The sequence below is a fragment of the Bacillus sp. Marseille-Q1617 genome (genome assembly GCF_903645295.1).
Taxonomy (GTDB): domain Bacteria; phylum Bacillota; class Bacilli; order Bacillales; family Bacillaceae_B; genus Rossellomorea.
Map to the genome: position 1 here is coordinate 1,643,676 of NZ_CAHJXM010000001.1, position 12,107 is coordinate 1,655,782.

13 protein-coding genes are annotated in these 12,107 nt (G+C 41.8%); all 13 read left to right on the forward strand.

The window, feature by feature from the left end:
* Positions 1 to 59 precede the first annotated feature (59 nt).
* The 13 genes from acpP to lepB all read left to right on the forward strand — a co-directional run bounded on the left by acpP (position 60) and on the right by lepB (position 12,082).
* The gene (gene acpP, locus HWX64_RS08195) at positions 60 to 293 is read left to right on the forward strand and encodes an acyl carrier protein (RefSeq protein WP_032088865.1); all 234 of its coding nucleotides are present in this window, start codon (positions 60 to 62) and stop codon (positions 291 to 293) included.
* Positions 294 to 463: 170 nt separating this feature from the next.
* Complete coding sequence (gene rnc, locus HWX64_RS08200) at positions 464 to 1,210, forward strand: ribonuclease III (protein WP_175988935.1); 747 nt, start codon at positions 464 to 466, stop codon at positions 1,208 to 1,210.
* Positions 1,211 to 1,221: 11 nt separating this feature from the next.
* Positions 1,222 to 4,791 carry a chromosome segregation protein SMC gene (gene smc / locus HWX64_RS08205; protein ID WP_175988937.1) on the forward strand — a complete coding sequence of 1,190 codons (3,570 nt, stop codon included), beginning with the start codon at positions 1,222 to 1,224 and terminating at the stop codon, positions 4,789 to 4,791.
* Between the two features lie 14 nt (positions 4,792 to 4,805).
* Positions 4,806 to 5,792 (forward strand): signal recognition particle-docking protein FtsY, encoded by a 987-nt coding sequence (ftsY, locus tag HWX64_RS08210; protein ID WP_175988939.1) that lies wholly within the window; start codon positions 4,806 to 4,808, stop codon positions 5,790 to 5,792.
* 818 nt (positions 5,793 to 6,610) lie between these two features.
* Positions 6,611 to 6,946, forward strand: a complete 336-nt coding sequence (locus HWX64_RS08215; protein WP_175989686.1) for a putative DNA-binding protein — start codon at positions 6,611 to 6,613, stop codon at positions 6,944 to 6,946.
* A gap of 12 nt (positions 6,947 to 6,958) precedes the next feature.
* A complete protein-coding gene (gene ffh / locus HWX64_RS08220; protein ID WP_175988941.1) occupies positions 6,959 to 8,302 on the forward strand; it encodes a signal recognition particle protein in 1,344 nt (447 codons plus the stop codon).
* A 118-nt stretch (positions 8,303 to 8,420) separates the two neighbouring features.
* The gene (rpsP, locus tag HWX64_RS08225; protein ID WP_032088859.1) at positions 8,421 to 8,693 is read left to right on the forward strand and encodes a 30S ribosomal protein S16; all 273 of its coding nucleotides are present in this window, start codon (positions 8,421 to 8,423) and stop codon (positions 8,691 to 8,693) included.
* A gap of 12 nt (positions 8,694 to 8,705) precedes the next feature.
* Positions 8,706 to 8,939, forward strand: coding sequence for a KH domain-containing protein (locus tag HWX64_RS08230; RefSeq protein WP_175988943.1), 234 nt, complete (start codon positions 8,706 to 8,708; stop codon positions 8,937 to 8,939).
* Positions 8,940 to 9,123: 184 nt separating this feature from the next.
* Positions 9,124 to 9,510 carry a YlqD family protein gene (locus HWX64_RS08235; RefSeq protein WP_175988945.1) on the forward strand — a complete coding sequence of 129 codons (387 nt, stop codon included), beginning with the start codon at positions 9,124 to 9,126 and terminating at the stop codon, positions 9,508 to 9,510.
* A 17-nt stretch (positions 9,511 to 9,527) separates the two neighbouring features.
* Complete coding sequence (gene rimM, locus HWX64_RS08240) at positions 9,528 to 10,046, forward strand: ribosome maturation factor RimM (RefSeq protein ID WP_175988947.1); 519 nt, start codon at positions 9,528 to 9,530, stop codon at positions 10,044 to 10,046.
* Entirely contained in the window at positions 10,046 to 10,780 is a 735-nt protein-coding gene (trmD, locus tag HWX64_RS08245) for a tRNA (guanosine(37)-N1)-methyltransferase TrmD (protein ID WP_175989687.1), read from the forward strand. Before rimM ends, trmD begins: the two co-directional genes overlap by 1 nt.
* A 135-nt stretch (positions 10,781 to 10,915) precedes the next feature.
* The gene (gene rplS / locus HWX64_RS08250; protein WP_175988950.1) at positions 10,916 to 11,260 is read left to right on the forward strand and encodes a 50S ribosomal protein L19; all 345 of its coding nucleotides are present in this window, start codon (positions 10,916 to 10,918) and stop codon (positions 11,258 to 11,260) included.
* 282 nt (positions 11,261 to 11,542) lie between these two features.
* Complete coding sequence (gene lepB / locus HWX64_RS08255; RefSeq protein ID WP_303049469.1) at positions 11,543 to 12,082, forward strand: signal peptidase I; 540 nt, start codon at positions 11,543 to 11,545, stop codon at positions 12,080 to 12,082.
* The last annotated feature ends 25 nt before the right edge of the window (positions 12,083 to 12,107 follow it).

Genomic DNA, 12,107 nt, shown 5'->3' on the forward strand with positions numbered 1-12,107 from the left:
AGATATGCTTTTCATTCCGTGTTAAAATACACTATAATACTTGAGGGGAGGTGACAAAAATGGCAGAAGTTTTAGATCGTGTAACAAAAATCATTGTTGATCGTCTAGGTGTAGATGAATCTCAAGTGACTCTTGAAGCTTCTTTCAAAGAAGACTTAGGAGCTGACTCCCTTGATGTAGTTGAGCTGGTTATGGAACTTGAAGATGAATTCGACATGGAAATTTCTGACGATGATGCTGAGAAAATTGGCACAGTGGGTGATGCTGTGAACTACATAAAAGCAAACGCATAATCGTTCGTTTAATTGCAGGCCCGTGAGTCTGTACTTAAACCATCTCAAACTTGGCAGAATTCCTCTGCCAAGTTTTTTGTCATTTAAATTAACTTTTGATTATTTGTTTTATTTATCATAAACTTGATAAGTGTATATTTGAGAACCTATAGAGCAAGGTGGAGTGCTTTATGCGAAAGCATAGTAGAAACAAAGGAATAACAAAACAAAAGAATGACTTGAAATTCAAAAAATTCCAGGAGGAAACAGGAATTAAATTTCAAGATGAAAAACTACTTAAACAAGCTTTTACTCATTCATCCTATGTGAATGAGCATCGCAGAAAACCTTATGAAGACAACGAACGCCTTGAATTTCTTGGCGATGCAGTTCTGGAATTGACTGTTTCGCAATTTCTCTTTAAAAAATTCCCCATGATGTCTGAAGGTGAACTGACCAAGCTGAGAGCGGCAATTGTTTGCGAACCTTCTTTGGTCAAATTCTCAACCGAGATGAATTTCGGGGAATTGATCCTTTTGGGCAAGGGAGAAGAAATGACAGGCGGAAGGGAAAGGCCGGCTCTTTTGGCGGATGTCTTTGAGGCATTCATCGGAGCGGTATATCTCGACCAGGGACTTGATACAGTGATCAGCGTACTTGAAAAAGTTGTCTATCCTAAAATAAATATCGGTGCTTTTTCTCATGTGATGGATTATAAGAGTCAATTGCAGGAATTCGTTCAAAGAGGTAATGCAGGTACGATTGAGTATGGAATCCTTGAAGAAAGCGGCCCTGCACACAACCGCCAGTTTATTTCTCGTGTCTGTCTTAATGACGAGGAACTTGGCATAGGAAAAGGACGCTCGAAAAAAGAAGCTGAACAACAGGCTGCGCAAAGAGCGCTTGAAAAGCTAAAACAGAAGTTAGACGTTAAATAGGGGGAAAGAAGATGTTCCTCAAACAACTGGAAGTAATGGGGTTTAAGTCTTTTGCAGAAAGAATATCGGTGGAATTCGTACCTGGTGTCACGGCTGTAGTGGGACCTAACGGCAGCGGAAAAAGCAATATCATCGATGCAATACGATGGGTTTTAGGCGAGCAATCTGCCAAAAGTCTTCGCGGTTCAAAGATGGAAGATGTTATTTTTGCCGGGAGTGACTCTAGAAAAGCTCTGAATATAGCAGAGGTCACACTGGTTCTTGACAACGAAGACGGTGCTCTGCCGATCGATTATAGTGAAATAAGTGTAACAAGACGGGTGTTCCGTTCAGGGGACAGCGAGTATCTCCTGAATAAACAGCCTTGCAGACTCAAGGATATTGTTGAGTTATTTATGGACTCGGGACTTGGGAAAGAAGCTTTTTCCATCATCAGTCAGGGGAAAGTAGAAGAAATATTAAATAGTAAGCCGGAAGAGAGAAGAACGATTTTTGAAGAAGCTGCCGGTGTGCTGAAATATAAATCAAGAAAAAAGAAAGCGGAATCCAAGCTGTTTGAAACCCAGGAAAACCTGAATCGTGTGAATGATATTCTTCATGAACTCGAAGGGCAGGTAGAGCCTCTAAAGATCCAGGCTTCGATGGCAAAAGATTATCTTGAGAAAAAGGAAGAACTGGAAAAATTCGAGGTGGCTCTGACCGTCTATGATATTGAAGATTTACATAAACAATGGGAACGTTTGAGTGTCGACTTTGAAAAGCATGGAAAAGAAGAGCTGGCTCTTTCTTCCCGGGTTCATAAGAAAGAAGCGGTCCTTGCCCAAACCCGCGATAAAATCTCGGCTCTGGATGAATCTATTACGGGTCTGCAGGAGATATTGCTTTCTACAAGTGAAGAACTTGAGAAACTCGAAGGCAGGAAGCAGGTGCTGGTCGAACGTAAGAAAAACTCATCTACCAATGAAACCCAATTAAGACAGTCGATCGAAGATGCGGAGATTCGTTTAGGTCAGTTATCCTCGGAAAAAAATAGTCTGCAGAAAAGTTACAAGGGTATCGAAGCTGAAGTGAGTGCCCTTAAAGATGAATTGTCAAAGAAGCAGAATCAGCTGAAGCACTACAGTGAAAATATTGAAGACATCATCGAATCATATAAAAGTGATTATATTGAAAAACTGAATCAGCAGGCTGCCGCTAAAAATGAAATCCAATACCTTCAGCAGCAGCTTGACCAGCAGTCGAGCAGGAGCGGCCGCTTAGAAGCAGATAATGAGAAATATGTGCATCAGCGGGATGAACTGCAGAGAAAACATAAAGATCTATCCAAGGAACTTCAGCAGCAAAAAGAAATGATAGACGAGCATATCTTTTTATATAGAGAAGAGAAGAAAAAGCTGGAATCTATCAGGGCAAAGTACGAAAAACAGGAAAAAACCCTTTATCAGGCATACCAATTCCTGCAACAGGCAAAATCCCGTAAAGAAATGCTAGAAGAAATGGAGGAGGATTACTCCGGTTTCTTCCAGGGTGTCAAAGAAGTGCTAAAAGCAAGGGATGGCGTCCTTACAGGGATTGAAGGCGCTGTAGCGGAGCTGATCCAGGTTCCGAAGCAGTATGAAACTGCAATGGAAACTGCACTGGCTGCGTCCATGCAGCACATCGTCACAGCAACTGAAGAAGACGGCCGTAAAACGATCGGCTTTTTGAAAAAGAATCAATATGGACGAGCTACATTCCTGCCGATGAATGTCATAAAAGGGAAATCCATATCAGAGAGTCAGTTGAATATGCTAAAAGGTCACTCGTCCTTCATAGGTGTGGGTTCTGAACTAATCGGTTATGATTCACGCTATCAGATGATCATATCCAACTTGCTTGGAAATGTTTTGATCACGAAGGATTTAAAAGGAGCAGGTGAAATCGCCAAGCTTATTCAGTACCGATACCGTCTCGTGACGCTTGATGGGGATGTTGTAAATGCCGGCGGGTCAATGAGCGGTGGTACGATGAAGCAGAAGAAAAATTCATTGCTTTCCAGAAAAGGCGAACTCGAAGAAATGAAAGAGAAGCTTTCAGCAATGGAAAAACAGACCGAGCAGCTTCAAATCCAGGTGAAATCCCTTAAGGAAGAGAGTTCTTTCAGAGAGAGGAAACTGGAAGAAATGAGAGTATCCGGAGAGCGTCAGCGCCTGAGAGAGCAGGAGCTCTTATCCCAGTTGCGTGAAAATGAAATATCCCGGCAAAACCTGGATGAGAGACTTTCTTTGTACGATCTTGAAAAGAAGGATTATACCTCCATTAAAGAAAAACATGATTCACGAACAAGTGAACTGCGAAAACTACTGGATGAAATCCAACATGAAATAAAAGAGCTGGATAGTAAAATTGAAGAGTTGACCCTGCAAAAGAATTCGGATAGAACCTCCAAAGATGCTTTGGCTGATGAGATAAGCGATATGAAAGCGAAATTGGCAGCCAGGAATGAACAGCTGGTAAATACGAGAAATCAATTAAATCGTGTAAAAGAAAATGCTCTAGAAACTGAAAAAAGGTTAAATACCTTAAAAGAAGACCTTCAATGGCTTCAAAGTGAAATGAAGGACAATTTTTCAGGGGAGAAGCAGCTTATAGAAGAGGCCGAAAAATGCGCCTCCCAAAAAGCAGAAACGACAGAACTTATTTCCATGCGTCGTGAAGAACGCTTAAAGCTGCAAAAGTCGGTTGAAGACGAAGAACTCGAACTGAAAGAATTAAAGCGTCAGCACAAAGGCCTTGTAACCGCCTTGAAAGACGAAGAAGTAAAGATCAATCGTCTTGACGTGGAGCTTGAAAACCGTCTGGATCATCTTCGAGAGGAATACATGCTATCATTTGAGGCTGCGAAGGCAGATTATCCGCTTACGATTGAAGTGGAAGAAGCCAGAAGAAAAGTAAAGCTTGTTAAATTAGCCCTTGAAGAGCTGGGAACGGTAAATATAGGAGCAATCGATGAGTATGAGCGTGTGAAGGAAAGGTATGAATTCCTGCTCGAACAGAAGAATGATCTGACTGAAGCAAAAGACACGCTGTATCAAGTCATCAACGAAATGGATACAGAAATGATAAGACGTTTCGATCAAACATTTTCAGCGATACAGGTTGAATTTGAGGGCGTCTTCAAAGCACTCTTTGGAGGCGGACGTGCTGAACTTAAACTCACGGATCCATCAGACCTCCTTCATACAGGTGTCGATATAGTGGCGCAGCCTCCTGGAAAAAAGCTCCAAAATCTTGGTTTGATGTCCGGTGGAGAAAGAGCATTAACAGCGATCGCCCTCTTGTTCTCCATTCTTAAAATACGGCCCGTGCCATTCTGTATTCTTGATGAAGTCGAGGCGGCACTGGACGAAGCGAACGTACAGCGGTTCAGTCAATACTTAAAGAAATTCAGCGGCGATACCCAATTTATCGTCATTACCCATCGTAAAGGGACGATGGAAGAAGCCCATGTACTGTACGGGGTTACGATGCAGGAATCAGGAGTATCCAAACTTGTTTCTGTAAGGCTTCAAGAGACAAATGAATTACTTGAAACTAAATAGGCGAGGTGTCAAAGATGAGTTTTTTCAAAAAACTTAAAGATAAATTCACGGAATCCAGTGACAGTGTAACTGGGAAATTCAGAGATGGGTTGAGCAAAACCCGAAATAATTTCAGTTCCAGAGTGAACGACCTGGTTGCACGCTATCGTAAAGTGGATGAAGATTTCTTCGAAGAACTTGAAGAAATACTAATCGGTGCAGATGTCGGTTTCGATACGGTGATGGAACTGATCGATGAATTGAAAATGGAAGTTAAACGACGCAATATCCAGGACACTGAAGAAATCCAGCCGGTTATATCTGAAAAGCTGGTGGAAATCTATCAGGGGGGGAATGATGAGGACGGCTCATTGAATATCAAGGAAGATGAGCTCACCGTCATTTTGTTTGTAGGAGTAAACGGAGTGGGGAAAACCACTACCATTGGAAAAATGGCTCATATGTTTAAGGAAGAAGGAAAGAATGTCGTTCTTGCAGCAGGGGACACCTTCCGTGCCGGTGCAATCGAACAATTGGAAGTCTGGGGAGAAAGAGTGGGAGTGCCGGTCATCAAACAAGCTGCCGGCAGCGATCCTGCAGCTGTGATGTTTGATGCTGTCCAATCGGCAAAAGCCAAAAAAGCGGATATCCTGATCTGTGACACAGCAGGACGTCTCCAAAACAAAGTAAACTTGATGAAAGAATTGGAAAAGGTGAAACGGGTAATCGAAAGGGAAATCCCAGGGGCGCCGCATGAAGTGCTGCTTGTACTCGATGCCACAACCGGTCAAAATGCCATGATCCAGGCAAAAACATTCAAGGAAGCTACAAATGTATCAGGAATCGTGCTGACAAAGCTTGATGGAACAGCCAAAGGTGGAATCGTCCTAGCGATCCGAAACGAACTGAACGTACCAGTCAAATACGTCGGACTCGGAGAAAAAATGGACGACCTCCAGCCATTCGATGCAGAAAAATACGTCTATGGACTTTTCTCCAACCTGGTGGATAAAGAAGAATAAACTACAAAGAAAAGCAGCTTTTATAGTAACGGGTTCTTTTTTAGGTACAAACTATAAAAAAAGGGAAGCAAATCGTAATGATTTTGCAACCCTTTTTTTATTGGATATAACAAGCTTTTTAAGGAATACCGGATCTAATTTGTATATGAACTGGTTACCGAAACTGCGCTAAATAGAAGCGTTACAGAACATTCTGTAATGCTTCAATTACAATGTTTTTTATAATCTGGCTAACGTGTTCGTTTAGTTTCCAAAGTTGAAAGATATGAAAATGAGGTAAACATTTATTAAACTAGAGAACAGGTTGGTAATTTTCGAATTCGCAGGATACTTTATCCTTTATAGAATAACTAAAGATATAAATAAGGGGAAATTTTCCCGCTAATCTGCTGAAGCTCGCTTGGATACGGGTAAATAAAAGGAAAATCTTCTTCTAATCGTGCATAGATCCCCAATTTTAATGGTTTTTAAGTAAATAGAAGTAAAACTTCCCGTTATTTTAACTGTTTTCAGTTCCATTTCTTCATTAAGGGAAATTTCTCCCCTTATTTAATCATCCAATGTTATGGATACTTTCATATGGATCGCGATTCACCTTATGCAACGCGCCTTTGAGCAAAGCCCTTCCGCTTTTCTTCCTGCAGGCGAAGCCGAGGAGGCTCACGGGCTACCCGCGGAAAGCGAAGTCTTGCACGGAAATCAAAAGCGGAGTCAAGCAGCCCTGGTTTACATCTAAAAAATATAGACGAAACCTTGACAAACACGCTCAAAATCTGTATTCTTCATATGTAAAGGTTTTTCACTTAACAAGGAGGGATATCGTGTTAGAGAAAACAACCAGAATGAACTATCTCTATGACTTTTATCAATCTTTGTTAACTCCAAAGCAAAGAAGCTATATGTCCCTCTATTACCTGGATGATTTCTCACTGGGTGAAATTGCTGAAGAGTACCATGTATCCAGACAAGCAGTCTATGATAACATTAAACGTACAGAAGCAATGCTTGAGGAATACGAAGAAAAGCTTTTATTATTTAAGAAATTTCAAGAACGCAACGAGATTCTTGCTCAATTAAGAAATAGTATAGAAGATTCATCAATTGATTCTTCTGTCTGTCTGAAGCTCATTGATGATCTTGAAATATTGGATTAGGAGGCGGCATGAATGGCATTTGAAGGATTAGCCGACCGACTGCAAGGTACAATTCAGAAAATCCGCGGTAAAGGTAAAATCTCTGAAGCGGATGTTAAAGAAATGATGCGTGAAGTTCGTCTTGCTCTCCTAGAAGCAGACGTTAATTTTAAAGTGGTTAAGCAATTCGTTAAGAAAGTAAGCGAACGTGCTGTCGGGCAGGAAGTCATGAAGAGCCTCACACCCGGACAGCAAGTCATCAAGGTGGTTCAAGAAGAGCTTACTGAATTAATGGGCGGCGAACAAAGTCAGATTGCTGTGGCCAAACGACCACCGACGGTCATTATGATGGTCGGATTACAGGGTGCCGGTAAAACGACGACCACTGGAAAACTTGCAAATCTGCTCCGGAAGAAACATAATCGGAAGCCTTTGCTTGTAGCGGCAGATATCTATCGACCGGCTGCCATCAAACAGCTGGAAACCGTCGGGAAGCAGCTCAGTCTGCCTGTCTTCTCTTTAGGAGATCAAGTGAGCCCGGTTGAAATTGCGAAGCAGGCGATCGAGAAAGCAAAAGAAGAACATCACGATTATGTACTGATTGATACCGCAGGCCGGCTGCACATTGATGAAAACCTGATGGGAGAATTGAAAGAGATCAAGGAACTTTCAAATCCGGATGAGATTTTCCTCGTTGTCGATGCGATGACAGGTCAAGATGCTGTTAATGTTGCGCAAAGTTTCAACGAAGCGCTTGGCATCTCTGGTGTTGTATTAACCAAGCTTGATGGTGATACACGAGGCGGGGCAGCTTTATCAATCCGTTCTGTCACTGACAAACCGATCAAATTTGTCGGTATGGGTGAAAAAATGGATGCACTAGAACCTTTTCATCCAGAACGAATGGCTTCAAGGATCCTCGGCATGGGTGATGTCCTCTCTCTAATCGAGAAGGCACAGGCCAATGTGGATGAAGAAAAAGCCAAAGAACTGGAACAAAAAATGCGCACCATGTCTTTCACATTTGATGATTTCCTGGAGCAATTGGGACAGGTAAGACAAATGGGTCCTCTCGATGAATTATTGAAAATGATGCCGGGAGCGAATAAAATGAAAGGCCTGGATAAGCTTCAGGTTGATGAAAAGCAGATTAGTCATGTCGAAGCGATCATCCAATCGATGACTAAAAATGAAAAGATTCATCCTGAAACTATCAATGCAAGCCGCCGTAAACGCATTGCAAGAGGAAGCGGAACGTCCATCCAGGAAGTGAACCGCCTGCTGAAGCAATTTGAAGACATGAAAAAAATGATGAAACAAATGAGCGGCATGCAGGGTAAAGGTAAGAAAAAAGGGATGAAATTCCCATTCATGTAGGTTATTCCGTTCAGTTTTTGCAAAAAAAATTGAACTGTTAAGAAAAAACACTTTACAAACAAAATACACATTTGATATCATACTAACTTGTGTGAAACTATTCGGAGGTGCTTTAATAATGGCAGTAAAAATCAGATTAAAACGTATGGGAGCAAAAAAATCTCCTTTCTATCGTATCGTAGTAGCAGATTCTCGTTCACCACGTGATGGACGTCAAATCGAAACAGTTGGAACTTACAACCCGGTTGCTAAGCCAGCTGAAGTGAAAATCGATGAAGAGCTTGCTCTTAAATGGCTTTCAAATGGTGCGAAGCCATCTGACACAGTTCGTAACTTATTCTCAAAACAAGGCATTATGGAAAAATTCCACAATGCTAAAAACAGCAAGTAATCGATCAGATCGATGAAAGATCTTATTCTAACGATTGTGAAACCCTTGGTCGATTATCCTGAAGATGTTCATATCGATATCGAAGAAGGATCAAACGGGGTAACCTATAAGTTGTCTGTTCATCCTGAGGACATGGGAAAGGTGATCGGAAAACAAGGGAGAGTAGCTAAATCGATTCGAACTGTGGTATACGCTGCAGCAGGATCTTCACAACAGAAAAAAATCTTTTTAGAGATTGTTGAATAATAGCGGTAATTAATCGCATTCAATCATCTCTTGGAGAGTAGGGGACTGACCCAAAAAGGTTCATACAGCCTTATCAAAGTCAGTCCCCTTTTTCATATCCCGAAACATGTGTACATCTACAACTCCCTAAGAAAACACCCTTTTTCAAGTCATCTCTGGGGGTGAAATAAGGAGGGGAAAAACGTTGAATATTATACATACAATCACTGTTAAGCAAGTACTGACTGAGAGTACGAAAGAAGTCCTGCTGAAACGATATGAGAATCAAAAGGTTCAATTGAAACGTGAGCATGAACAGCTGCAATTCGAATGGAAGAAGATTGAACGTGCAAAGAAATATCCTTCTCATAAACTAAGCCAGCATTTTCAAAAGGAAATGGATGAGAAACTTGATAAAATCAAGCTGTTGGATTTTCAACTGGAGCAGCTGGAGATTCTCCCGATCGGCAGTGAATTGAAAGAGAAGGAAGTTAAAGGTATGATAGATATTCAAGTTGGTGACAATTGGGATGAAGAGGCTTTGTCAAAAACAATCATAATAGAAGACGGAATCGTCAAAGAAATTCGGTGACAACAAGAGGTGGAAGTATGGAAAAATGGTTTAATGTAGGTAAAATCGTCAATACGCATGGAGTCAAAGGGGAAGTGAAGGTTGTATCCAGTACGGACTTTCCTGAAGAACGTTATAGTAAAGGGAATGAGCTCTACCTTTTTCTTCCCAAAAAGAAAGAACCTATTTCGCTGACCATTGAATCTCACAGAACGCATAAGAGTTTTGACCTTTTAACTTTCGAGGGATACCACGATATCAATCAGGTGGAGATATTCAAAGAAGGGGTTCTGAAGGTTCAGGAAGATCAATTGCAGGAACTTGAAGAAGGCGAGTACTACTACCACGAAATCGTTGGCTGCAAGGTCGTAACAGGCCTTGGTGAAGAGATAGGTACGGTGAAAGAAATTCTGAGTCCGGGTGCGAACGATGTATGGGTCGTTAAGGGAGAGAAAGGAAAAGAGCATTTGATTCCTTATATTGAGGATGTTGTAAAGGAAATCGATATAGAAGAAGGGTTGATTACGATTGAGCCATTGGAAGGGCTGCTTTCATGATGAAAATCGATGTATTGTCTTTATTCCCTTCTATGTTTGATGGTATTTTTGGAGAGTCGATCTTGAAGAAAGCCCATGAAAAGCAAGCTGTGACGTATAACGTAGTTAATTTCCGCGAGTATGCCGACAATAAACATGGCCAGGTCGATGATTATCCATACGGCGGCGGAGCCGGTATGGTCCTCAAACCTCAGCCGATTTTTGATGCGGTGGAAAGCCTCAAAAGCGAGAATGAAACAAAGCCGCGAGTCATCTTGATGTGTCCACAGGGAGAGCGCTACACCCAAGCCAAGGCTGAGGAGTTAGCAAAGGAAGAACACTTGATTTTCATCTGCGGCCATTATGAGGGATATGATGAGAGAATTAGGGAACATGTGGTGACAGATGAGGTTTCAATCGGGGACTATGTATTGACAGGCGGCGAGCTTGGAGCGATGGTCGTCATCGACAGTGTTGTGAGGCTCCTGCCGGGCGTCCTGGGTAATGAAGATTCCCCGATTCTGGATTCGTTCTCTTCAGGTCTGCTTGAACATCCACATTATACTCGTCCAGCCGACTTCAGAGGGATGAAAGTGCCTGCTGAGCTTATCTCCGGCAACCATCGTGTAATTGAAGAGTGGAGAGAAAAAGAAAGCTTCAGGAGAACGTTCGAAAGAAGGCCGGACTTACTCGAAAGCCACGATTTATCCCATAAACAAAAACAATGGATAGAGGAATGGGAAAAGTCCAGATAATCTATTGCATCCTGACATTCAGTATGTTAATATATTCTTTGTGGCTTGAGGAGTTATCCTCATAACCACTGATCCCGATGTTCCGCTGCAATCCATCGCTTTTGTAAGAGCATCTGTTGGAAGGAGTTGAATAAGATGCACAAATTAATCGAAGATATTACTAAAGAACAGCTTCGCTCTGATCTACCATCTTTCCGTCCTGGTGATACTGTACGTGTACACGTTAACATCGTTGAGGGTACTCGTGAACGTATTCAGGTATACGAAGGTGTAGTAATCAAACGCCGTGGAGGCGGAATCAGCGAAACATTCACTGTTCGTAAAATTTCTTACGGTGTAGGTGTTGAGCGTACTTTCCCAGTACACACACCTAAAATCGCTAAATTAGAAGTAGTACGGCGCGGTAAAGTCCGTCGTGCGAAACTTTACTACCTGCGTAACCTTCGCGGTAAAGCGGCTCGTATTAAAGAAATTCGATAATCAAGAACGTACGAAAAGGAGCTTGGAGACAAGCTCCTTTTCTTCTTGTTTAATTTGTATTGGATGAAGGTCCAGCATAATTTACTTGCTCTTTAAAACATCCTGCTGTTCATAATGAGTCAATCAGTAAATTTCCTGAGGGACATAATAAGAGTGGAATCCCCGGATTACCATGGTTCAGAGGTTGGGGCTAATGGAGTAATTCCTCCTTTTATAATGAGAAAAAAAGGATTTTCTAGTAGAATAGAAAAAGATAGGAAATTACATAGGGTGGTGGATGTGTTGGCGAAAGAGAAAAACGAGTGGTGGGAATGGATGAAGGCTCTTTTGATCGCGGTGGGCCTGGCGGCTATTATCAGATATTTTTTATTTGCACCGATCGTGGTTGACGGATTATCTATGACACCGACTTTAGAAAATGGCGATCGGATGATTGTTAATAAGCTAGGAGAGCCTGACAGATTCGATATCGTCGTATTTCATGCTCCAGAGCAAAAGGACTATATTAAACGTGTGATAGGCCTGCCCGGAGATAAGATAGAATATAAGAATGATACATTATACGTAAACGGCAAGGCCTTTAAAGAGCCATATTTACAAGAGTACAAAGAGCAGGTGAGTGAAGGTCCGTTAACAGAGGACTTTTCACTAAAAGATATCATAGATAGAGAAACCGTACCTGAAGGCGAAATTTTTGTAATGGGTGACAACCGCCGATTCAGTAAGGACAGCCGTCATATCGGAACGATCCCATTTGAAGAAGTAATCGGTGACACCAAATTCATTTATTGGCCTGTTAAAGATATGGGTATAGTGGAATAATAGTTAAAAGTAAGTTTGGAGGTGG